General features: G+C 60.4%; 21 protein-coding genes and 2 pseudogenes. 16 read left to right on the top strand and 7 right to left on the bottom strand.

Translation table 11 applies throughout. From position 1 onward, the window contains the following. Nucleotides 1-70 precede the first annotated feature (70 nt). Nucleotides 71-970 carry a LysR family transcriptional regulator gene (locus tag MEB48_RS07210; RefSeq protein ID WP_237883184.1) on the bottom strand — a complete coding sequence of 300 codons (900 nt, stop codon included), beginning with the start codon at nucleotides 968-970 and terminating at the stop codon, nucleotides 71-73. A gap of 142 nt (nucleotides 971-1,112) precedes the next feature. On the opposite strand from MEB48_RS07210, the gene MEB48_RS07205 reads away from it, so the two are divergent. The 6 genes and pseudogenes from MEB48_RS07205 (at nucleotide 1,113) to MEB48_RS07180 (ending at nucleotide 4,925) form a co-directional block, all read left to right on the top strand. Then, the gene (locus tag MEB48_RS07205; protein WP_237883182.1) at nucleotides 1,113-1,811 is read left to right on the top strand and encodes a CoA transferase subunit A; all 699 of its coding nucleotides are present in this window, start codon (nucleotides 1,113-1,115) and stop codon (nucleotides 1,809-1,811) included. A gap of 36 nt (nucleotides 1,812-1,847) precedes the next feature. Beyond that, nucleotides 1,848-2,513, top strand: coding sequence for a CoA transferase subunit B (locus MEB48_RS07200; RefSeq protein ID WP_237883180.1), 666 nt, complete (start codon nucleotides 1,848-1,850; stop codon nucleotides 2,511-2,513). A gap of 11 nt (nucleotides 2,514-2,524) precedes the next feature. Continuing rightward, nucleotides 2,525-3,703: an acetyl-CoA C-acetyltransferase gene (locus tag MEB48_RS07195; protein WP_237883178.1), complete on the top strand. Its 1,179-nt coding sequence runs from the start codon at nucleotides 2,525-2,527 to the stop codon at nucleotides 3,701-3,703. A 159-nt stretch (nucleotides 3,704-3,862) separates the two neighbouring features. Then, nucleotides 3,863-4,042 (top strand): annotated as a pseudogene (locus MEB48_RS07190) (hypothetical protein); the annotation flags it as partial. Continuing rightward, a pseudogene (locus MEB48_RS07185) lies at nucleotides 4,003-4,251 on the top strand (hypothetical protein); the annotation flags it as partial. The pseudogenes MEB48_RS07190 and MEB48_RS07185, both read left to right, overlap by 40 nt. Before the next feature lie 86 nt (nucleotides 4,252-4,337). Then, complete coding sequence (locus MEB48_RS07180; protein WP_237883176.1) at nucleotides 4,338-4,925, top strand: hypothetical protein; 588 nt, start codon at nucleotides 4,338-4,340, stop codon at nucleotides 4,923-4,925. A gap of 11 nt (nucleotides 4,926-4,936) precedes the next feature. Here MEB48_RS07180 and MEB48_RS07175 read toward each other — a convergent pair whose 3' ends face one another. Together MEB48_RS07175 and MEB48_RS07170 are read right to left on the bottom strand one after the other, a co-directional pair. Beyond that, nucleotides 4,937-5,653, bottom strand: coding sequence for an alpha/beta hydrolase (locus MEB48_RS07175; protein ID WP_237883174.1), 717 nt, complete (start codon nucleotides 5,651-5,653; stop codon nucleotides 4,937-4,939). A gap of 193 nt (nucleotides 5,654-5,846) precedes the next feature. Next, nucleotides 5,847-6,626 carry an ABC transporter substrate-binding protein gene (locus tag MEB48_RS07170; RefSeq protein ID WP_237883171.1) on the bottom strand — a complete coding sequence of 260 codons (780 nt, stop codon included), beginning with the start codon at nucleotides 6,624-6,626 and terminating at the stop codon, nucleotides 5,847-5,849. A gap of 322 nt (nucleotides 6,627-6,948) precedes the next feature. On the opposite strand from MEB48_RS07170, the gene MEB48_RS07165 reads away from it, so the two are divergent. Beyond that, on the top strand, nucleotides 6,949-7,605 hold the full coding sequence (locus MEB48_RS07165) for a type 1 glutamine amidotransferase (protein ID WP_237883169.1): 657 nt from the start codon (nucleotides 6,949-6,951) through the stop codon (nucleotides 7,603-7,605). A 116-nt stretch (nucleotides 7,606-7,721) separates the two neighbouring features. Here the strand turns inward: MEB48_RS07165 and MEB48_RS07160 are convergent, their stop codons facing one another. Then, nucleotides 7,722-8,156, bottom strand: a complete 435-nt coding sequence (locus MEB48_RS07160; protein WP_237883167.1) for a rhodanese-like domain-containing protein — start codon at nucleotides 8,154-8,156, stop codon at nucleotides 7,722-7,724. Nucleotides 8,157-8,257: 101 nt separating this feature from the next. On the opposite strand from MEB48_RS07160, the gene ftrA reads away from it, so the two are divergent. Then, on the top strand, nucleotides 8,258-9,232 hold the full coding sequence (ftrA, locus tag MEB48_RS07155) for a transcriptional regulator FtrA (protein WP_237883166.1): 975 nt from the start codon (nucleotides 8,258-8,260) through the stop codon (nucleotides 9,230-9,232). 114 nt (nucleotides 9,233-9,346) lie between these two features. On the opposite strand, the gene cobF is transcribed toward ftrA, so the two are convergent. Together cobF and MEB48_RS07145 are read right to left on the bottom strand one after the other, a co-directional pair. Continuing rightward, nucleotides 9,347-10,102 carry a precorrin-6A synthase (deacetylating) gene (gene cobF / locus MEB48_RS07150; protein WP_237883163.1) on the bottom strand — a complete coding sequence of 252 codons (756 nt, stop codon included), beginning with the start codon at nucleotides 10,100-10,102 and terminating at the stop codon, nucleotides 9,347-9,349. Beyond that, on the bottom strand, nucleotides 10,102-10,674 hold the full coding sequence (locus MEB48_RS07145) for a histidine phosphatase family protein (protein ID WP_237883161.1): 573 nt from the start codon (nucleotides 10,672-10,674) through the stop codon (nucleotides 10,102-10,104). The genes cobF and MEB48_RS07145 overlap by 1 nt, the downstream gene beginning before the upstream one ends. Before the next feature lie 340 nt (nucleotides 10,675-11,014). Between MEB48_RS07145 and MEB48_RS07140 the strand changes: the two genes are divergently transcribed. The 8 genes from MEB48_RS07140 to MEB48_RS07105 all read left to right on the top strand — a co-directional run bounded on the left by MEB48_RS07140 (nucleotide 11,015) and on the right by MEB48_RS07105 (nucleotide 19,311). Beyond that, nucleotides 11,015-11,869 carry a MurR/RpiR family transcriptional regulator gene (locus MEB48_RS07140; RefSeq protein ID WP_237883159.1) on the top strand — a complete coding sequence of 285 codons (855 nt, stop codon included), beginning with the start codon at nucleotides 11,015-11,017 and terminating at the stop codon, nucleotides 11,867-11,869. A gap of 2 nt (nucleotides 11,870-11,871) precedes the next feature. Continuing rightward, nucleotides 11,872-12,516 (top strand): isochorismatase family cysteine hydrolase, encoded by a 645-nt coding sequence (locus tag MEB48_RS07135; protein ID WP_237883157.1) that lies wholly within the window; start codon nucleotides 11,872-11,874, stop codon nucleotides 12,514-12,516. Then, entirely contained in the window at nucleotides 12,513-13,844 is a 1,332-nt protein-coding gene (locus MEB48_RS07130) for a glutamine synthetase family protein (protein ID WP_237883155.1), read from the top strand. Before MEB48_RS07135 ends, MEB48_RS07130 begins: the two co-directional genes overlap by 4 nt. Further along, complete coding sequence (locus MEB48_RS07125) at nucleotides 13,828-14,580, top strand: N-formylglutamate amidohydrolase (protein WP_237883153.1); 753 nt, start codon at nucleotides 13,828-13,830, stop codon at nucleotides 14,578-14,580. The genes MEB48_RS07130 and MEB48_RS07125 overlap by 17 nt, the downstream gene beginning before the upstream one ends. A gap of 55 nt (nucleotides 14,581-14,635) precedes the next feature. Further along, nucleotides 14,636-15,985, top strand: coding sequence for an APC family permease (locus MEB48_RS07120; RefSeq protein ID WP_237883151.1), 1,350 nt, complete (start codon nucleotides 14,636-14,638; stop codon nucleotides 15,983-15,985). 119 nt (nucleotides 15,986-16,104) lie between these two features. Continuing rightward, nucleotides 16,105-17,121 carry an arginine N-succinyltransferase gene (locus tag MEB48_RS07115; protein WP_237883149.1) on the top strand — a complete coding sequence of 339 codons (1,017 nt, stop codon included), beginning with the start codon at nucleotides 16,105-16,107 and terminating at the stop codon, nucleotides 17,119-17,121. Between the two features lie 61 nt (nucleotides 17,122-17,182). Further along, nucleotides 17,183-18,217, top strand: coding sequence for an arginine N-succinyltransferase (astA, locus tag MEB48_RS07110; protein ID WP_237883147.1), 1,035 nt, complete (start codon nucleotides 17,183-17,185; stop codon nucleotides 18,215-18,217). 224 nt (nucleotides 18,218-18,441) lie between these two features. Further along, nucleotides 18,442-19,311, top strand: a complete 870-nt coding sequence (locus MEB48_RS07105) for an isocitrate lyase/PEP mutase family protein (RefSeq protein ID WP_237883145.1) — start codon at nucleotides 18,442-18,444, stop codon at nucleotides 19,309-19,311. 249 nt (nucleotides 19,312-19,560) lie between these two features. Here MEB48_RS07105 and MEB48_RS07100 read toward each other — a convergent pair whose 3' ends face one another. Next, entirely contained in the window at nucleotides 19,561-20,493 is a 933-nt protein-coding gene (locus MEB48_RS07100; protein ID WP_237883143.1) for a sugar kinase, read from the bottom strand. Between the last annotated feature and the right edge of the window lie 251 nt (nucleotides 20,494-20,744).

Genomic DNA, 20,744 nt, shown 5'->3' with positions numbered 1-20,744 from the left:
TGTCAGGCGATATCAATGTTGGATGTACTGACGCCTTCGCGGGCAAGCCCGCTCCTACAGGGTGACCGTTTCAGTACACGGACAGGCGCTCGCCAAGGTTTTCGGCCTTGAGAATATCGAACAACGCCTGCGCCGCCGCCGACAGTTCATGCCCCGCGGTCAGCACGCCGATTGCCCGCTCCACCACCGGATCGCGCAGGGTAATGCAACGCGCGCCCAACTCGCGCATCTGCCCGGCGCACAACGCCGGCACCGCGCTGACGCCCAATCCGCTGGCGACCATCCGCCCGACCGTCGCCAACTGATGGCTTTCAAACTCCACTGGCAATTTCATACCGCGCGTCTGTAAATGCTCTTCGAGCATCACCCGTACTGTCGATGGTCGTTGCAAGGTAATGAACGGTTCCTTGAGCAAGGTCTGCCAATCAATATCGCCCAGGTCCGCCAGCGGTGAATCAGAGGGCACCACCGCTACAAACCGGTCGATGTACAACGGGGTAAATTCCAGCGACGAGCTCTGGGTCGGTTCGAACGCCACGCCCAATTCCACCTGACGGTCGCGAACCATTTCCAGCACTTGCTCATTGATCACGTCGTTCACCGTGACATTGACCTTGGGGTAACGCGCGCGAAAGGTCTTGAGGATCGATGGCAGCAGATTGCCTGCAAACGACGGCATTGCCGCCAGGGTCACGCGGCCGCGCTGGAGGGTGAAGCGTTGGCGCAGTTCATCCTCGGCATTGTCCCAGTCCGCAATCAATCGACGAGCCAGTGGCAGCAGTGATTCGCCTTCGGCGGTCAGTGCGACGTTGCGGGTATTGCGCGTGAACAGGCGCCCGCCCAAGCCTTCCTCCAGCGCCTTGATGGTCAGGCTCAACGCCGACTGGGACAAGTGCAGCCGCTCGCAAGCCACGGCAAAACTCAAACTCTGGGCCACGGCCAGAAATGCACGGATCTGTTTGACGGTCATGGCCGATGTCTCCAACGCAATACATTGGTGAGTTTTATCTATCAATCAACCTTAAAAATCAACTTAACAAATAAATCCTCCAGCGAGACACTCCCTCCCCATCCGGCTAGCCAGCCGCCCACAAAGAATAAAAGAGGTGCATATGGCAGGGTTCGACAAGCGCGTGTATTCCTACGAGGAAGCGATGGCAGGTCTTGAAGACGGCATGACCGTGATCTCCGGTGGCTTCGGCCTGTGCGGGATTCCGGAAAACCTCATCGCCGAGATCCAGTACCGAGGCACGCGTGATCTCACCGTGGTCTCCAACAATTGCGGCGTCGACGGCTTCGGCCTCGGCGTGCTGCTGGTGGACCGGCAGATCCGCAAGGTAGTGGCCTCCTACGTCGGCGAAAACGCCTTGTTCGAGAAACAACTGCTGAGCGGCGAAATCGAAGTCGTCCTGACCCCCCAAGGCACCCTCGCCGAGAAAATGCGCGCAGGCGGTGCCGGCATTCCGGCATTCTTCACCGCGACCGGCGTCGGTACTCCGGTGGCTGATGGCAAGGAAGTCCGCGAATTCAAGGGCCGCCAGTACCTGATGGAAGAATCCATCACCGGTGACTTCGCGATTGTCAAAGGCTGGAAAGCCGACCATTTCGGCAACGTTGTCTATCGCCACACCGCCCAGAACTTCAACCCGCTGGCCGCCACCGCCGGCAAGATCACCGTGGTCGAAGTCGAAGAAATCGTCGAACCCGGCGAGCTGGACCCGTCGCAGATCCACACCCCTGGCATCTATGTCGACCGGGTCATTTGCGGCACGTTCGAGAAGCGCATCGAACAGCGCACCGTACGTAAGTGATCCCCAGCCCCCGGACCGAATGAAGGAATAACAACAATGGCACTTTCCCGCGAACAAATGGCTCAGCGCGTCGCCCGCGAAATGCAGGATGGCTACTACGTGAACCTCGGCATCGGCATTCCGACCCTGGTTGCCAACTACATCCCTGAAGGCATGGAAGTCATGCTGCAATCGGAAAACGGCCTGCTCGGCATGGGCGCGTTTCCGACCGACGCCGAAGTCGACGCCGACATGATCAACGCCGGCAAGCAAACCGTGACCGCGCGGATCGGCGCGTCGATTTTCTCCTCCGCTGAGTCCTTCGCGATGATTCGCGGCGGCCACATCGACCTGACCGTGCTGGGCGCATTCGAAGTGGACGTCGAAGGCAACATCGCCTCCTGGATGATCCCCGGTAAATTGGTCAAGGGCATGGGCGGTGCGATGGACCTGGTGGCCGGTGCGGACAACATCATCGTCACCATGACCCACGCCTCCAAGGACGGCGAGTCGAAACTGCTGTCGCGTTGCAGCCTGCCGTTGACCGGCGCCGGTTGCATCAAACGCGTGCTGACTGACTTGGCTTACCTGGAAATCAAGAATGGCGCGTTCGTACTCAAGGAACGTGCGCCGGGCGTCAGCGTCGAGGAAATCGTCGCCAAGACCGCTGGTAAACTGATCGTGCCTGACCACGTCCCGGAAATGCAGTTCGCTGCCCAGTGAGGAATCCTTCCATGCAAGAAGTCGTGATTGTTGCCGCCACTCGTACTGCCATCGGTAGCTTCCAGGGCTCGTTGGCCAATGTGTCTGCGGTTGACCTCGGTGCTGCGGTGATCCGCCAGTTGTTGGCGCAGACCGGGCTGGACCCGGCGCAGGTCGATGAAGTGATCATGGGCCAGGTGCTGACCGCCGGTGCCGGCCAGAACCCCGCGCGTCAAGCCGCGATCAAGGCCGGCCTGCCCTTCGCCGTGCCGGCCATGACCCTGAACAAGGTCTGCGGCTCGGGCCTGAAAGCGCTGCATCTGGCGGCTCAGGCGATTCGCTGCGGCGATGCCGAAGTGATCATCGCCGGCGGCCAGGAAAACATGAGCCTGTCCAATTACGTCATGCCCGGTGCCCGCACGGGGTTACGCATGGGTCACGCACAGATCGTCGACACGATGATCAGCGATGGCCTGTGGGATGCGTTCAACGATTACCACATGGGCATCACCGCCGAGAATCTGGCTGAGAAATACAGCCTGACCCGCGAGCAACAAGACGCCTTCGCTGCCGCTTCTCAGCAGAAAGCCGTGGCCGCCATCGAAGCCGGGCGGTTTGCCGATGAGATCACGCCGATCCTGATCCCGCAGCGCAAGGGCGATCCGCTGTCCTTCGCCACCGATGAACAGCCTCGGGCCGGCACCACCGCCGACTCGTTGGGCAAACTGAAAGCGGCGTTCAAGAAGGACGGCTCGGTGACTGCCGGTAACGCTTCTTCGCTGAACGACGGCGCTGCTGCGGTGATTCTGATGAGTGCGCAGAAAGCCAAAGCGCTGGGGCTGCCTGTGCTGGCGAAAATCGCCGCTTACGCCAACGCGGGCGTCGACCCGGCGATCATGGGCATCGGCCCGGTGTCGGCCACCCGTCGTTGCCTGGACAAGGCCGGTTGGTCCATCGATCAACTGGACCTGATCGAAGCCAACGAAGCCTTCGCCGCGCAATCTTTGGCCGTGGCCAAGGATCTGGAATGGGACTTGAACAAGGTCAACGTCAATGGTGGTGCCATTGCCCTGGGCCATCCGATTGGGGCGTCGGGTTGCCGGGTGTTGGTGACCCTGTTGCACGAGATGATCAAGCGAGACGCCAAAAAGGGTCTGGCCACTCTGTGCATCGGCGGAGGCCAAGGCGTGGCACTGGCCATCGAGCGGTAACCCTACTCATGATCGTTCCCACGCTCTGCGTGGGAATGCAGCCAGGGACGCTCCGCGTCCCAAAAAGCGGACGCGGAGCGTCCGGTGAGGCATTCCCACGCAGAGCGTGGGAACGATCAATTACTCGATCAACGCGGCCACTGACGGCATCATCACCGGTTGCCGGACTGGCATGCCGACGCGGGACCGATCTCGTTGTACTACTCGAGCCGCACATTGGTGCCGGCCAAGACCTGGGTGTTTATCGATTATCTGGTCGAGGCGTTTGGGCGGGAGACCGCGATGAGACCCACCCAGCCGCCGGTCTGCTCGCGGTATTCCCGGTGCTGGGCAGTGTGATGGCGGTTTTCTCTCAGCAGACTCGCGGGCCAGCGTTTACCGCGGCATTGCTCAGGGCGACGGCGACCGGGATGTATTCGTTTGCGGCGTTTTGTCTGGTGCTGGCATTGGCGTTGCCGAGGTTTGGGTGGCTGGGATTTGTCTTGGGCATAGGCGTGTCGTTGGGGATGCTGGTGATCACTAAACGGCTGGCATTGCGTCCAAGGTGAGAACGTAGCAGCTGCGGCAGCTGCTACAAATCGCGATCCGTGGGATCATCACCGTCAAAGCGCGGATCATTCCCAGGAGAGTTTGAATGTCATTGTTGAGTAAAAAAGCCGTTGTTCTGCTGCTGATGGCGGCTGCCAGTCTGAGTGCCATGAATGCGCAGGCGGCCAAGGCCACTGCCGGCGACAAAGCGCCGCCCCAGAAGGTCTCGATGCTCGGCGGCAAGTTCACCTTCACCCTGCCCAAGGGCTTCATCGCCAACCCGCTGCCGGCCGGTGATGCGGCCACCGGCACTGCCGGGGCGACAGGTACGATGTACACCAACCAGACCACCAAAACCGTGGTGATCGCCGCTGAAAACACCCTTCCCGGCGGCGCCAACGTCAAGGACAACGACGGTGAATTCCTCGACGCCACTGTGTCCGCCTTCGCCACCGAGCAGCGCAACGCTTTGCCGGACTTCAACAAAACCAGCGAAAAAAGCCTGACCCAAAAAAGCACAGGCCTGGGCCTTCGGCAGATCGATAGCACCGCCACCCAAGGCGGTGGCATGACACTCGACAGCACTCTAATGGCCGCTTCCGGCACACGCATGGCCATCGTTCAGATCATCTCCCGCCCCAACGACAAAACCGGCCACGAAACGCTGGTGAAACAAATCGTCAGCGGCAAATAAACCCGATCGATTCAGGGGTTGAGGCGCCGCAACCAGGCACTCAAATCCTTCATCTCGGTGACGCTGATGCTGTGGCCAACACCTGGATAGGCATGAAATTCGGGCTTGAGTGACAGGCGCTGCAACAGGCTGTCGGCCTCAGTACCGTCGTTATAGGGCAGGAGTGTGTCGGCGGTGCCATGACCGATGAAAATCGCCAGCTGCTGGCGTTTTTCATCCGGTTTGAGCTCGGAACGGAGCACCGGCAGGATGCGCCCGCTCAACGCCGCAATTCCACCCACTGCGCCGGGATGACGCAACGCGACCTCGTAGGACATCATCGCGCCCTGGCTGAAACCCACCAGGAATACCTTGTTCGCTTCGGTATGATATTTCTTCGCCGCTTGTGCGACAAAATCCCGCAGCACCTGGCCGCTGGCCTTCAGGTCGTCCGTCTCACCGTTATAGGCGCCCTCGCCCTTCTGGCGAAACCACTGGTAACTGCCCTCTTCCATCGTCATCGGCGCCCGCACCGACAGGTAGTTGTACTGCGGCGGCAATTCATCCTTGATGTCGAACAGGTCCTGCTCGTTACTGCCGTAACCGTGCAGGAAAATCACCAAGGGTTGGTGGCGGGATTCAGCGTCAGCCTGCTCCAGGTACTTGAGCGGCAGATCGGTGTGCAGCGGGGTTTGAGCGTGGACGGCGGTGGACGCCAGGAGCGTGAGCAGAGCGAGTAACTTCAACATAAACCTTCCTTCACAAAGCGCAGGATTCGGGGCAAAGCCTAACATCTCTTCCCGGATACGCCGCCCTAACGATCGTTCCCACGCTCTGCGCGGTAATGCCTCAACGGACGCTCCGCGTTCGTCTTCTGGGACGCGGAGCGTCCCGGGCTGCATTCCCACGCAGAGCGTGGGAACGATCGGTGAAAAAGCCCTATTAATGGCCGTACACGTCAAAGTCGAAGTACTTGTCCTGCACTTGCTTGTACTTGCCGTTGGCGCGGATTTCGGTGATGGCGGTGTTGAATTTGTCCGCCAGTTCTTTATCGCCCTTGCGCACAGCGATGCCGGCACCGCCACCGAAGTATTTAGGGTCTTCATAGGTCGGGCCTACGAAGGCGAAGCCTTTCCCGGCGTCGGTTTTCAGGAAACCCTCGTCCAGGTTGACCGAGTCGGCCAGCATCGCATCGAGGCGACCGGCGACCATGTCCAGGTTGGCTTCCTGCTGGGAAGCGTAACGCACCAGGTTGATGCCGGCCGGCACCAGCACTTCAGTGGCGAAACGGTCGTGGGTGCTGGCGCGCAGCACACCGACTTTCTTGCCTTTGAGCTCCGTCAGCGGATCCTTGACGTCGGTGCCTGACTTCATCACGAAGCGCGCCGGGGTGTGGTAATACTTGATGGTGAAATCGACGTTCTTCTTGCGGTCATCCGTGATGGTCATGGACGACAGGATCGCGTCGATTTTCTTGACCTTCAGGGCCGGGATCAGGCCATCGAACTCTTGCTCGACCCAAGTGCACTTCACCTTCATCTGCTCACACAACGCATCGCCGATGTCCACGTCGAAACCGGTGAGTTTGCCGTCAGGGGTTTTCATCGAGAACGGCGGGTAGCCGGCTTCGATACCGAGGCGGATCGGCTTGGCGTCTTCGGCCACGGCGGTCAGGGACAACATCGACAGTGCCAGGGCACCGAACATCACGCGCTTCTTCATTCATAACTCCTGTGTGCGGAGGCTTTATTGGCAGCTTTCGATTGGTAACTTTCGGTTAGTGAAAACCGAAGTGGCCGGCAGTCTAGAGTGGCTTCAGGCGGGCAAATTGTGTTTAGGCGACAAATATTTATAAAAAAACAGCCAGAGAATTCAAAGCACTTGAAGCGTGCGCCAAAGCGGTGCAGGGGCTGTAGGACAATCCTTCACTTCAGACAAAACCTACAAGGTTTCGGGTGTTATCCGATTGAAGAGTCGCACTGGCGATGAAGCTTTTTTTGCGGCACATTGACCCCGCCACCCCATCCCCCGGAAGAGAACCGTGATGCCCACGTTGAACCTGATCCAGCATCATCCTGCCGAAGGTCCTGGCGCCATTGCCGAATGGGCTCAGTCCCGTGGCATTACGCTGAACGTGTTTCGCGCCGACCTCGGCCAGTTGCCGCCCGTGAGGTCGGCACCGGTGATCCTGTTGGGCGGGCCTTATGAATCCAACGCCGGGCCGACCTGGCTGGAAGCGGAGCGTCAGTGGCTGGCAGGTAGTCTGGATCAGGGCGCGGCGGTGTTTGCGATTTGTCTGGGAGCGCAGTTGTTGGCGCTGAGTCTGGGTGGGAATGTGCGGCGCATGGCTCATCCCGAAACTGGCTGGACCACCGTGACCTTTGCCGATGGCCAGGTGCTGGAGGTGCTGGAATGGCACGAAGACGCGATCGATCTACCGGCAGAGGCGCAATTGCTGGCCAGCAGTGACGTGTGTGAGCAGCAGATGTACCGCGTCGGGGCGACGCGGGTGGGGTTGCAGTTCCACCCGGAGTGGAATGCCGAATCGGTGGCGATCCTCAATGGACACTTTGCCGAAGAATCGCCGTTGCCTCGGGGGCCACAGGACAGCGCCGGCTATGCAGCTGTGTTTGGCTGGTTGCAGACGACGCTCGATCAGTGGTGGGCGGCGTCCTCAACAGCCCCAATGCCAGTCAGGTAAGCCGCGAAACCCTGTAGGAGCGAGCTTGCTCGCGAAGACGGCGGCACAGCAAACATTGATGTTGCCTGACCCACCGCTTTCGCGAGCAAGCTCGCTCCTACAGGAATTTCGCTTCATCAGCATTCGCAACCAATGACCGCCGTTGTGGTGCGTGCAACCGCGACACTCAAGTCAAACCCCTCATCCAGCCACCCCGTCACCCCGCCGATCATCTCCTTGACCGGGTAACCCAGCGCCGCCAGTTTCACCGCGGCCTTGTTGGCGCCGTTGCAGTGGGGCCCTGCGCAATAGACCACGAACAGCGTGGACTTCGAATAAGCCGCCAGGCCGTCAGCCGTGATCAGTCGCCCCGGGATATTGATCGCGCCCGGCACATGTCCGCGTTCGAACGCCAACGGTCCACGCACGTCCACCAGGACAAAATCCACCTCGCCGGCCTGTTGGCTGCCGTAGACGTCGGAACAGTCGGTCTCAAAGGTCAGACGGTTGCTGAAATGCATCAGGGCGATGGCAGACGGGGCTGCGGGAATTTCGCGAACCAGGCTGGGCATGGGTTGTACTCCAAAGTCTCGGTGGGTGTGGGAAGACTTTATCTGCCCCGCGCTTGCCGCTACAGTGGCGCACAAGACACTCACCGGGAATTTTCCGCCAAATGCAGCCCTCCCCTGGATTGGTCGCGATTCTGGCCTACGACGGCCTCTGCACTTTCGAATTCGGCATCGCCGTGGAGATCTTCGGCCTGGCGCGGCCGGAGTTCGATTTTCCTTGGTATGAGCATCGTATCGTCGCCGTCGACCAAGGGCCGATGCGCGCCATGGGCGGCATTCAGGTGCTGGCCGACGGCGGGATGGAACTGCTTGAAGAAGCCCGGACCATCATCATCCCCGGCTGGCGCGACCGCAGCGCGGCGGTGCCTGAACCCTTGCTCGCCGCCTTGCGCCAGGCTCATGCACGGGGCGCGCGGTTACTGTCGATCTGTTCCGGAGTTTTTGTACTGGCGGCCACCGGTTTGCTCGACGGTCACGGCGCCACGACGCATTGGCGTTACACCGCTGAACTGGCCGAGCGCTTTCCGGACATTAAGGTGGACCCGGACGTGCTCTACGTCGATTCGGGTCAGTTGATCACCTCGGCCGGCAGCGCCGCGGGCATCGATGCCTGCCTGCACCTGGTGGCGCGGGATTTCGGCACTCAGGTGGCCAACTCGGTGGCGCGGCGGTTGGTGATGTCGCCGCAACGCACCGGCGGTCAGGCGCAGTTCATTCCGTCACCGGTCAGCCCGACGCCGCGCAGCGATCTGTCGCGGGTCATGCAATGGGCACGGGAGCGTCTGCACGAACCGTTGGAGGTTCGCGACCTTGCCAGCGAAGCGGCCATGAGTGAGCGCACGTTCCTGCGGCGGTTCACCGAAGCCAGCGGCCTGCCGCCCAAGGCATGGTTGCAACATGAGCGTCTGGCCCGGGCCCGCGAGTTGCTGGAGAGCACCCGCCAGAACACTGAGCAGATTGCCCAGCACTGCGGTTATCGTTCGGTGGAGAGTTTCCGGGTGGCGTTTCGCAGTGTGGTCGGCGTGCCACCGTCGGTATATCGGGAGCGGTTTGGGCGTGAGGTAAAGGCGATTTTTTGAGGTGTTCTTGAGGGCCCCCTTCGCGGGCAAGCCTCGCTCCTACAGTAGGGGCACGGTGGTCCAATGTAGGAGCGAGGCTTGCCCGCGAAGGCGTAAGACCAGACACCCGCTACCTCAAGACTTGCGCAACAAATAGGTATCCATGATCCACCCATGCGCCAGCCGCGCCGCCTTGCGCACGCGCTCAATCTCATCCGCGACATCCTTGAGCTTGCCTCTGATCAGGATTTCATCCGGCGTCCCCAGGTAAGCTCCCCAGTAAATCTCCGTCTCCTGATCGGCCACATGATGGTAGGCATCTTGCGCATCCAGCATCACTACCAGGCTGTCGGCGTCACTCACCTGCCCCGCTGCCAACCGCCGGCCGGTGGTGATTTCAATCGAGCGACCGATGCGATTCAGCGGCACCTTATGTTGCGCAGCCAACGCCTGCACGCTGGTGATCCCGGGGATCACCTCGAACTCGAACACACACCGGCCTGACGCCAGAATCGCCTGCAGAATCCGAATGGTGCTGTCGTATAACGCGGGATCGCCCCACACCAGAAAACCGCCGCATTGCTCGTCAGTCATTTCCTCGTTGATCAGCCGCTCGAAGGTCTGCTGCTTGGCGCGGTTCAGATCTTCGACGCTGGCCTTGTAGTCCACATCCCCGCGCTCCCGCTCCGGGCTGTGGGCTTCGACGAAGCGGTAGTCATGACCGGTGATGTAGCGCTCGCAGATCTCGCGGCGCAGGTCGATCAGTTTGTCTTTGCTCTGGCCCTTGTCCATGAGGAAAAACACATCGACGCGGTTCAGCGCCTTCACCGCCTGCATCGTGATGTAATCGGGATTGCCGGCGCCAACACCGATGACCAGAAGTTTTTTCATCAACGCGCTCCCTCAGGGTCCGTGCCCATCAAGCGTAGCCGCCAGCGACCGTTGAACCGCAACTCGATGGCCGACAACGGCTCGACGTCGATCTGGTTGAATGCCGCGCCCTGCAGCACCTGCGTCAGTGCGGCGCGAATGACAAAAGGATGGGTAATGGCAACGAAATGCCCCGGCGTCGCCTCAAGGCTATTCAACCATGCAGCCACCCGCTCACCGAGTTGCGCCACTGATTCTCCGCCGTGAGGTGCCGACGTCGGGTCATTGAGCCAGGCCTGGAGCGTCGCGGGTTCGGACTTCTGCAGGTCGTCGATCGACGTGCCTTTCCAGCGTCCGAAATCGCAATCTGCCAGTGCCGCGACAATCTCGATGTCGTTGCCAAACAGCTCAGCGGTTTGCCGGGTCCGCAGTTCCGGGCCACAGAGCAAACGGGGGGTGCCCTTGAACTGGCGGCAACGCGAACCCTTCTCCAATTGCCCATCCATTTCCAATGGCTCATTCGTAGGAAAACACGCCAGTTTTTGTGCGACGGTTCGAGCGTGGCACATCAGGGTCAAGCGGGTCGCCTGCACGGAAGATCACTCTGTCGATGGGATGAAAAAGGCACGATGCCGCGGAAAACCGGGTCATTGTGCCGCAAGAAGCGCGATTCAGGGTGCTTCGTTTCAAGCAGTCGATCGGGTTCACAACCCCGTTTCATCCCCGAGAAGTAGCGATCTCTGACACCACTATGGTCGATGTCCTACAAGGTCAATCAACATCCGCGTAGCCCTGCTCACACGGGCGTTTCGCCCCATTTTTGGGCTTGGGAAATCCGTGAGATAATTCACTAGACATGTAGCACACGTTACATAAATACTATTTTAGCAGTTTGTGAAATAAAACAGACACATCCATCCAGCAGGAGCCCGGATGCCCCAACTCAGAGACCTGATCACCGATTGCGGCCTGGACTTCACGCTGTCGGAACGCAAAGTCATCCGTGCCTTATTGGACCAGTACCCGCGAAACGGACTGGGCCCGATGTCACGTCTGGCCGAACATGCCGGTGTCAGCGATCCGACCATTGTGCGGCTGATAAAGAAGCTTGGTTTCAGCGGTTATGCCGAGTTTCAGGACGCATTGCTCAGCGATATGGACGATCGCCTGCGCTCTCCCAGTACCCTGTTGCAACCCCGCGCTCATCTCAAGAAAGATGATCCCTGGAGCCACTATCTGGAGAACAGCCATCGGGCATTGGTCGACACCCAGGCGCTGACCCAACCCGAAGATGTACGAATTCTGATCGAATGGCTGCTCGACACCCGCCATCAGGTCCATTGCTTCGGCGGCCGCTTCAGCAGTTTCCTCGCCAACTATTTGCTCAACCATCTGCGCCTGTTGCGGCCCGGTTGTTTTGCCCTGGAAGACAACGCGCAATTGCCGGACCGGTTATTCGACGTGCAGCGTCAGGACGTGGTGCTGGTGTTCGACTATCGCCGCTACCAGTCCCAGGCTCTGCGGGTCGCCAATGCCGCGAAGAGCCGACATGCGCGGGTCGTGCTGTTCACCGACATCTATGCATCACCGCTACGGGAAATGGCCGACCTGATTATCAGTGCACCGGTGGAATCGGCGTCGGCCTTCGACTCGATGGTTCCGGCGCTGGCCCAGGTTGAAGCATTGGTTGCCTGTCTATCCCTGCGCAGCCCCGATCTGGCCGATCGCCTGGAAGGCATCGACGCCCTGCGAACCGACTTTGACACTCACCTGCTGGAGGATAAATAAGGATGTTCACGCTCCCCCACCATTCGCCCCGGGACTTGCCGTTTGCCGCCGATCACACCGCGCTGTTGCTGGTGGACATGCAGCGTGCCTGGCTCGAGCCGCAGTTCGACCCGCACCTCAACGGACCGGATGCCGAATATTTTCTGACCCGTGCCCACATGCAGGTGGTGCCCAATCAACGCCGGTTGCTCAGTGCCTTTCGCGAAGCACGACAAAACGTGTTGCATACGCTCATCGAAAGCCTCACTGCCGATGGTCGCGACCGCTCGCTGGACCACAAACTCTCGGACATGCACCTGCCCAAGGGCAGCCCGCACGCGCGAATCATCGATGACCTGACGCCGGTCGAAAACGAAATCGTGCTGCCCAAGACCTCTTCCGGGGTCTTCAACTCCACCAACATCGACTACGTGCTGCGCAACCTCGAAACCCGGCACCTGATCATCGCCGGCATCGTCACTGACCAGTGTGTCGACATGGCCGTGCGCGATGCCGCCGACCGCGGCTATCTGGTAACGCTGGTCGAAGATGCCTGCGCCACCTACACGGAACAACGGCATCACGCCTGCCTGGATGCCATCAAGGGCTACTGCTGGATCACCGACACCCAGACCGTGCTCGGCCGGTTGCAGGAGATGCAGCCATGAGCGCTCGCCTGTCGCCACTGCCGATGACCACGATCGTCACCACCGACCTGATCGGCGTGACGCGCGGCCGTTCCTTTCCCACTGACGAACTCGATGCCTATCAAGTGGCGGGTTGCGGCTGGGTACCGGCCAACAGCGCCCTGACCCCGCAAGACATCATTGCCTCCGGCAATCCATGGGGTGCTTATGGAGACTTGCGGCTGATCCCCGACTTGAGCAGCCGCGTGACCGTCAACAACGGCCCGGACGCCAATGCCCCGGCGCTGGACTTCATTCACAGTGACATTCGCGAAACCGATGGCCGCCCGTGGGGCGCCTGTCCGCGCACGCTGTTGCGCAACGAGGTGGAGCGTTATCGCGACGAATTGGGACTGCAGATCAACGCCGCGTTCGAACATGAATTCAACCTCGGCAGCGGCACGACTGAGCCCCTGGCGTTTTCTCTTGAGGCTCAGCGCCAGGGCGCCGAGTTCGGCGGCTGGTTGCTCAGCGCACTGCGTGCCGGCGGTGTGGAGCCGGAGATGTTCCTGCCGGAATACGGCAAGCACCAATACGAAATCACCTGCCGCCCGGCTCTCGGTGTCGCCGCTGCCGACCGCGCGGTGAACGTGCGCGAGATCACCCGTGAGATCGCCCGGCAAATGGGTCTGGACCTGAGTTTCGCGCCCAAGACCTCCGGGCAGGCGGTGTGCAATGGCGTGCATTTGCACGTGAGCCTGCAGGATCTGGCCGGCCACCCGGTGATGTACGACGCCGCCACCGGCAACGGCCTGTCGACCCTCGGTCAGCATTGGGCCGCCGGCGTTCTGCACTATTTGCCGGCGCTCTGCGCCTTTACCGCGCCGACACCGGTTTCCTACGAGCGCTTGCAGCCCCATCACTGGAGCGCTTCTTATGCCTGCCTCGGTGAACGCAATCGCGAAGCGGCGCTGCGGATCTGCCCGACCGTGAGTCTGGGCGGCAAAGCCGTGGCGGCGCAGTACAACCTGGAATTTCGCGCCATGGACGCCACGGCCTCACCGCACCTGGCCATGGCCGCGTTGTTGATTGCCGGTCGGCTGGGCATCGAGCAGCGCCTGGCCTTGAACGCGATCACCGATGAAATCCCCGATTCGCTGGATGAAGAGCAACGCCAGGCCCGCGGCATCGTCGCCCTGCCCGTCTCTCTGTCCCAGGCTCTGGAGTGCCTGCGCACCAGCGAGGCGTTGCTCGAAGCCCTGCCGCGCGCCTTGCTGGACACCTGGTTCGCCCTTAAAACCGAAGAACTGAAGTTGACGGAACAGCTCTCGCCCGCCGACCTGTGTGAGCACTATGCGCGCTTGTACTGAGTCCGCTGAACGGGGGCTCTATACCCAGCCGGCGTATACCCTGAGCCGGGAAGCCTCCGGGCACCCGCTGATTCTGGTGTGTGAACACGCCAGTCGGTTTATCCCGGCCGGATTAAATGACTTGGGCTTGAGCCATGAGGCCGCCCGCGAACACATCGCCTGGGACATCGGCGCCCTGGCGTTGGCCGAGGGCTTATCCGAAGCATTGGGCGCCACCCTGTTGGCCGCTAATTATTCACGGCTGTTGATCGACCTCAACCGCCCGCGCCATGCGCCGGACAGCATTGCGTTGCAGAGCGAGATTTATCAGGTGCCGGGCAATCGGGAGCTGGACGAGGTCACTCGCGAATATCGCCGGCACTGCTTGTTCAAGCCCTTTCATGCACGCTTGCAAACCTTGATCGACGCCCGTGTGGCGCAAGGTCGACCGGTTCGCGTGGTGGGGATTCACAGTTTCACACCGATCTATTATGGCCAGCCACGAACACTGGAAGTCGGCGTGTTGTTTGGGCAGGCCAGGGAATACGCCCAGCGAGTGATCGACGGGCTGAGTCGGCATCCCTTGAAAGTCGCCGGCAATCAGCCATACAAAATCAATCCGCTGGGTGACGTGACTGTGCCGGTCCACGGCGATGCACGAGGGCTTGAGTCGGTGTTGATCGAGGTGCGCAATGATCTGTTGCGTACACCCGAGGACATCGGTCGCTGGGCCGACTATCTGGCGCCGCTGCTGTAGCGCAATAGCTTCAAACTCGCAGCACAGCTGCTTTCATATCAAGGAGATGGGCTTCATGGAAATAGAAGAATTCGGCTATAAGCAAGAGTTGAAACGTAGCCTGTCACTGACGGACCTGGTGGTGTACGGGATGATCTTCATGATCCCCATCGCACCGTTCGGCGTTTATGGTTATGTCAACGCCGAAGCCCCGGGGATGGTACCGCTGGCCTACATCATCGGCATGGTGGCGATGCTGTTCACAGCGCTGAGTTACGGCAGTATGGCCCGGGCCTTTCCGATTGCGGGTTCGGTGTATTCCTACGCACAACGCGGCCTCAACCCGCATGTCGGGTTTATCGCCGGTTGGCTGATGCTGCTCGATTATTTGCTGATTCCGCCGCTGCTCTATGTCTACGCGGCGATGGCGCTGAATCATTTGTACCCGGACATCCCGAAAGTCGGCTTCATCCTGGCCTTTCTGGTCAGCGCCACCTTCGTCAACCTGCGGGGCATAACCTTCACCGCGCGGATGAACATCGTCTTTCTACTGGCGCAACTGGTGGTGCTGGGGATCTTCCTGTTCTATGCCTGGAATGCCCTGCACAGCGGCGGCGGTAACGGTCAGCTGACTCTGGCGCCGCTGTACAACCCCGAGACATTCAACTTCGCCCTGCTGATGCAAGCAGTGTCGATTGCCGTGCTGTCGTTCCTTGGTTTCGATGCGATTTCTACCCTCGCCGAAGAGATCAAGGGCGACCCGGGCCGCAGCGTCGGCAAGGCTGCGCTGATCACATTGGTGGTGATGGGTGTGATCTTTGTCGTGCAGACCTGGATTGCCACCGACCTGGCCGCCGGCCTGGGCTTCAAGTCCGCCGACACCGCGTTCTATGAAATCGCCGAAATCGCCGCTGGCAGCTGGTTGGCTACCCTGACCGCCGTGGCCACCGCCCTGGCCTGGGGCGTAGCCGTCGCGATCACCTCGCAAGCGGCGGTTTCGCGCCTGTTGTTCGGCATGGCACGGGACGGCAAACTGCCGAAAGTGCTGGCCAAGGTGCACCCGAAACACAACACGCCGTACATGAGCATTTATCTGGTGGCGGTGCTGTCGTTGGTGATCTGCTACCTGTTCATCAACTCGGTGGACACCCTCACCTCCCTGGTGAACTTCGGCGCCCTGAGCGGCTTCATGTTGCTGCACCTGACCGTGATCAATTACTACTGGCGTCGGCAGAAGTCCGGCCAGGTGATCCGTCACCTGATCTGCCCGGTGATCGGCTTCATCATCGTCGCGGCCATCATGTACAACATGGGTGTCGATGCGCAGAAGCTCGGCCTGATCTGGATTACCCTGGGTCTGGTCTATCTATTTTTTCTCAACAAGCTGGGTGCCAGCACGGTCCTACCCGACCCAAGCAATGGCTGACAAGAAAAAGAGCAGCGTCTGACACGAATTCAGGCGACCGCCGATTTAATGCGTGGTAACCGACAGTGATAGTCAGGTTCGGTGCAAATCGCCGAACCCTTTGATACAGGAGTACATCCATGCTGGTCTTACGCCCGGTGGAGTTAACCGACCTGCACCAGTTGCAACAACTGGCGCGCGACAGTCTGGTGGGGGTCACGTCCTTGCCGGACGACACCGAACAACTGCGCAAGAAAATTCTCGACTCCAGCGCTTCATTCGAAAAAGACGTCCAGGGTCCTGGCCCGGAGAATTATTTCTTCGTGCTGGAAAATCTCACGACTCGCCGTCTGGTCGGTTGCTCGGAAATCCTCGCCACCGCAGGGTTCAACGAGCCGTTCTACAGTTTGCGCAACCGCCATTTCACCAGCGCTTCACGGGAGCTGAACATCGAGCACGGGGTGCCGGCGTTGTCGTTGTGCCACGACCTCACTGGTCATACTTTGCTGCGCGGCTTCCACATCGATACGACGCTGGAACGCACGCGGTTTTCCGAATTGCTGTCCCGGGCGCGACTGCTGTTCATTGCCGGCCACCAGGCGCGCTTTGCCGAAGCGGTGATCACCGAAATCGTTGGCTACAGCGACGAACAGGGCCAGTCACCGTTCTGGGATGCACTGGGCAAACATTTCTTCGACCTGCCCTACGTCGAGGCCGAACGGCTTTGCGGCCTGCAGAGCCGGACATTTCTCGCCGAACTGATGCCGCAATACCCCATCTACGTGCCAATGCTGCCGCTGGCTGCACAGGCATGTATCGGCCGGATTCATCCTGATGGTCAGGAGGCTTTCGACATTCTTGAACGCGAAGGCTTCGAGACCAACAGCTACATCGACCTGTTCGACGGTGGCCCTACGTTGTACGCACGCACCTCGAACATTCGCTCCATCGTCCAAAGCCAGACCGCTGCGGTGCACCCTGGCTCAGCCATCGATGCCCGCGGCAGTTATCTGGTGAGCAACGATTCGTTGAAGGGTTACCGCGCCATTGTTGCCGAGCTGGACTACCACGCCGGACAACCGGTGGCCTTGAGCGCCGAGATGTGCGCGGCCCTGAATGTGACCGACGCCAGTGCGATCCGATTGATCGCCCTGTGAGCCACCACCGGCCCCGTGCCCAACGACAGTGCCCGAACAGGCGCGAAGAAGGAGTTGCATCATGATTGTCCGCCCGGTTCAAGTCACCGACATGCCCGCCCTGCTGGATCTGGTGCAACGGGCCGGCCCCGGTTTCACGACCCTGCCGGTCAACGAGGAGCGCCTGGCCCTGCGAGTGCGCTGGGCTCAGCGCACCTTTGCCGAACAGGTCGAACGCGCAGACGCCGATTACCTGTTCGTGCTCGAAGACGATGATCAACAAGTGATCGGCGTCAGTGCCCTGGCGGGCGCCGTCGGCCTGCGGGAACCCTGGTACAACTACCGGGTCGGACTCACCGTCAGCTCGTCGCCGGACCTGGGTATTCAGCGCCAGATCCCCACATTGTTCCTGAACAACGAAATGACTGGCCAATCGGAAATCTGTTCGCTGTTTCTGCGACACGATCAACGCCACGGCAATAATGGTCGATTGCTGTCGCTGGCGCGCCTGCTGTTCGTTGCCGAATTCCCTCACTTGTTCGGCGACAAGCTCATTGCCGAACTGCGTGGCAGTGCCGACGAACAAGGCTGCTCACCGTTCTGGGACAGCCTGGGCCGGCACTTTTTCAAGAAAGATTTCAGTCATGCCGATCATTTGTCGGGGCTAGGCAGCAAATCGTTCATCGCCGAGCTGATGCCACGCCAACCGCTCTACACCTGCCTGCTCACCGAACAGGCCCAAGCGGTGATCGGCAAACCGCACCCGAACACCGAACCTGCGCTGAAGATCCTCACCGCCGAGGGGTTTGCTCATAAGGGTTACATCGACATCTTCGACGCCGGCCCGGTGATCGAAGCCCCGGTGTCGAGAATCCGCACGGTGCGTGACAGCCAACGATTGGAGCTGGCCATCGGCACGCCCGATGATCAGGCCCCGGTGTGGCTGATCCACAACCGTCGCCTGGAAAACTGCCGCATCACCACTGCCCAGGCGCGGCTGGTCGGCAACAGCCTGATCGTCGACCGGCTCGTTGCCAAACGCCTGCAACTGCAACCCGGCAATTCGGTCCGCGCCGTGCCGCTGCGCAATCAACAGCAGCAGGCAGTGGCGGCGTGATTGTGTAGCAGCCTTCGGCAGCTGCTACAGGGGATCGCGTCGAAGCCAGGATTCATGTCAATCCAGCTTAAAAGGCGTCGCCCAGCGGCACCGGCATATCGACCACAGCATGCCCCATGCAAATTCGTCATAATTGCTCACCCGCCCCCGTGATAGCCTTTTGTTCCTTCGGCGTTGACACGTTTGCTCAAGCCCTTCCATTCCTTTGTGTTGGTGGAACTCATATGTCCAGGCTGTCTCATCAAGATTTACGCCGTAATTTCCGCCAACTGTTCGCTTCCAATGCCTGCTATCACACCGCCTCGGTCTTCGACCCCATGTCGGCACGTATCGCCGCCGATCTGGGTTTTGAAGTGGGGATTCTCGGTGGTTCGGTCGCGTCGTTGCAGGTGCTGGGCGCCCCGGACTTTGCGTTGATTACCCTGAGCGAGTTCGCCGAGCAGGCCACCCGCATCGGCCGCGTGGCCCAATTGCCGGTGATCGCCGACGCCGACCACGGCTATGGCAATGCGCTCAACGTCATGCGCACCATCGTCGAACTCGAACGCGCCGGCGTGGCCGCCCTGACTATTGAAGACACCCTGTTGCCGGCGCAATTCGGCCGCAAGTCCACCGACCTGATCACGGTTGCCGAAGGCGTCGGCAAAATTCGTGCTGCGCTCGAAGCCCGGGTCGACTCGGAAATGGCAATCATCGCCCGCACCAACGCAGGGATCTTGCCGATCCAGGAAATCATCAGCCGCACCCGGCATTACCAGCAGGCCGGTGCGGACGGGATTTGCATGGTGGGCGTGCAGGACTTCGATCAATTGGAACAAATCGCCGAACACCTGAGGGTGCCGCTGATGCTGGTCACTTACGGCAACCCGCTGCTGCGAGACGACAAACGTCTGGCCGAACTGGGCGTGCGCATCACCATCGATGGCCATGGCGCCTACTTCGCTGCGATCAAGGCCACGTACGACAGCCTGCGCGAACAGCGGCAGATCTTTACTCAGGCATCGGACCTGAACGCCACTGAACTGACTCACACCTATACGCAGCCTGAGGAATATATTCGTTGGGCGGAAGAGTTCATGAGTGTCAAGGAGTAAGGGTTCAGCTGAATTGATGATGTGGCATCTGGGCCCTGTGGCGTGGGGACTTGCCCTGATACCGGTTGTAGGAGCAGGCTTGCCTGCGAAAGCGGCATGTCAGGCGCCATCAATGTTGACTGTACCGCCGTCTTCGCGGGCAAGCCCGCTCCTACAGATTCCGTGGCGATCACACTGTTGTGGTGTACCACCCATTTGTAGGAGCGGCTTGCCCGCGATCCGTTTGCGCAGCAAGCGGCCATTCACTGCTTATCTGGGGATCAGAGCCCCCGGCAGTTGAATCACCCGACTCGCCAACCGATGCCCGGCCGCGGCAGCCTCAACCGGGCTGCCACCCTTGAGCCGACAAGCCAAATACGCCGCGCTGAACGAATCCCCCGCCGCCGTGGTATCCACCACCCGTTCGACCACGTGCGCTGGCACTTCGAACGACTCACCGTCACAGCGAATCAGACACGCCTCGGCACCGCGCTTGAGCACCACTTCCGGTGTGCCCATTTGCTCGTAAACGGCAAACACCGCCGCGCAGTCGGAAAAGTGGAACAGCGCCTGCTCATCCTCGACCGTCAGCAACGCCAGATCGATATAAGGCAGAACGCTGCGATAAGCCGCCCGTGCTTCCTCGATCGACGCCCACAAGCGCGGTCGATAGTTGTTGTCGAACACAATCCGCGCATCCCGCTGCCGCGCTTCGATCACGGTTTCCAGAAGTTTTTCCCGCCCCTGCACGCCGAGCACCGCCAACGTGATGCCGCTGAAATACAACACGTCGTAATCCGGCAACGCCGCCAGAATCGGCGCGGCCGCTGGTGTTGTGAAGCAATCGCGCACCGCCGCTTCGTTGCGCCAGTAGAGAAAACGCCGCTCGCCGGCCGCATCGGTCTGGATGCAATACAAGCCGGGCAAGCGACCGGGCAAGCGCTGGACCATGTCCAGCCCGATGTTTTCACTGGCCCAGCTCTGGCACATCGCGTCGCTGAAACTGTCATCGCCCAGGGCGGTGACGTAATCCACCGTGCCGCCATTGCCCAACTCACGGGCCAGGTAGACCGCGGTGTTCAGCGTATCGCCGCCGAAGCTTTGTTGCAGCGTGCCGTCGGCGCGCTGTTGCAATTCGATCATGCATTCGCCGATCAGGGCGATGCGCGGGGTGTTGGGGCCCAGGGTATTGATGGTGTTCATTGATGTTGTGTCTCTGGTGTTTCGGTGGTGTCTCGGCGGACGCCTTCGCGGGCAAGCCTCGCTCCTACAAGGTATGCGGTTGCCGCCGAATGTCGGGTCGACAAAAATCCTGTAGGAGCGAGGCTGAACTGGTCAAGTAAATCCGGACACCGGTTACGGTGTTTATGCCGCTTTTAGCTCCATAGCTATTGGCGACAGGTAGTTGTTGTAGCTGTGGAGCCTGGTGCGGTTGTAATACATGAAGAAACGCA

The sequence above is a fragment of the Pseudomonas sp. PGPR40 genome (assembly GCF_022014505.1).
Classification (GTDB): Bacteria; Pseudomonadota; Gammaproteobacteria; order Pseudomonadales; family Pseudomonadaceae; genus Aquipseudomonas.
The sequence above is the reverse complement of the archived record's forward strand: the minus strand, read 5'-3'. Positions and strand labels throughout refer to the sequence as shown.

Bases quoted from the DNA above. Each gene is read 5' to 3' on its own strand.
- MEB48_RS07160 (WP_237883167.1), bottom strand. From the start codon at position 8,156: ATGCCCAGCCTGGTTCGCGAAATTCCCGCAGCCCCGTCTGCCATCGCC.
- ftrA (WP_237883166.1), top strand. From the start codon at position 8,258: ATGCAGCCCTCCCCTGGATTGGTCGCGATTCTGGCCTACGACGGCCTC.
- MEB48_RS07170 (WP_237883171.1), bottom strand. From the start codon at position 6,626: ATGAAGAAGCGCGTGATGTTCGGTGCCCTGGCACTGTCGATGTTGTCC.
- MEB48_RS07210 (WP_237883184.1), bottom strand. From the start codon at position 970: ATGACCGTCAAACAGATCCGTGCATTTCTGGCCGTGGCCCAGAGTTTG.
- MEB48_RS07100 (WP_237883143.1), bottom strand. From the start codon at position 20,493: ATGAACACCATCAATACCCTGGGCCCCAACACCCCGCGCATCGCCCTG.
- astA (WP_237883147.1), top strand. From the start codon at position 17,183: ATGATTGTCCGCCCGGTTCAAGTCACCGACATGCCCGCCCTGCTGGAT.
- MEB48_RS07165 (WP_237883169.1), top strand. From the start codon at position 6,949: ATGCCCACGTTGAACCTGATCCAGCATCATCCTGCCGAAGGTCCTGGC.
- cobF (WP_237883163.1), bottom strand. From the start codon at position 10,102: ATGAAAAAACTTCTGGTCATCGGTGTTGGCGCCGGCAATCCCGATTAC.
- MEB48_RS07140 (WP_237883159.1), top strand. From the start codon at position 11,015: ATGCCCCAACTCAGAGACCTGATCACCGATTGCGGCCTGGACTTCACG.
- MEB48_RS07205 (WP_237883182.1), top strand. From the start codon at position 1,113: ATGGCAGGGTTCGACAAGCGCGTGTATTCCTACGAGGAAGCGATGGCA.
- MEB48_RS07120 (WP_237883151.1), top strand. From the start codon at position 14,636: ATGGAAATAGAAGAATTCGGCTATAAGCAAGAGTTGAAACGTAGCCTG.
- MEB48_RS07200 (WP_237883180.1), top strand. From the start codon at position 1,848: ATGGCACTTTCCCGCGAACAAATGGCTCAGCGCGTCGCCCGCGAAATG.
- MEB48_RS07195 (WP_237883178.1), top strand. From the start codon at position 2,525: ATGCAAGAAGTCGTGATTGTTGCCGCCACTCGTACTGCCATCGGTAGC.
- MEB48_RS07175 (WP_237883174.1), bottom strand. From the start codon at position 5,653: ATGTTGAAGTTACTCGCTCTGCTCACGCTCCTGGCGTCCACCGCCGTC.
- MEB48_RS07180 (WP_237883176.1), top strand. From the start codon at position 4,338: ATGTCATTGTTGAGTAAAAAAGCCGTTGTTCTGCTGCTGATGGCGGCT.
- MEB48_RS07125 (WP_237883153.1), top strand. From the start codon at position 13,828: ATGCGCGCTTGTACTGAGTCCGCTGAACGGGGGCTCTATACCCAGCCG.
- MEB48_RS07115 (WP_237883149.1), top strand. From the start codon at position 16,105: ATGCTGGTCTTACGCCCGGTGGAGTTAACCGACCTGCACCAGTTGCAA.
- MEB48_RS07135 (WP_237883157.1), top strand. From the start codon at position 11,872: ATGTTCACGCTCCCCCACCATTCGCCCCGGGACTTGCCGTTTGCCGCC.
- MEB48_RS07130 (WP_237883155.1), top strand. From the start codon at position 12,513: ATGAGCGCTCGCCTGTCGCCACTGCCGATGACCACGATCGTCACCACC.
- MEB48_RS07105 (WP_237883145.1), top strand. From the start codon at position 18,442: ATGTCCAGGCTGTCTCATCAAGATTTACGCCGTAATTTCCGCCAACTG.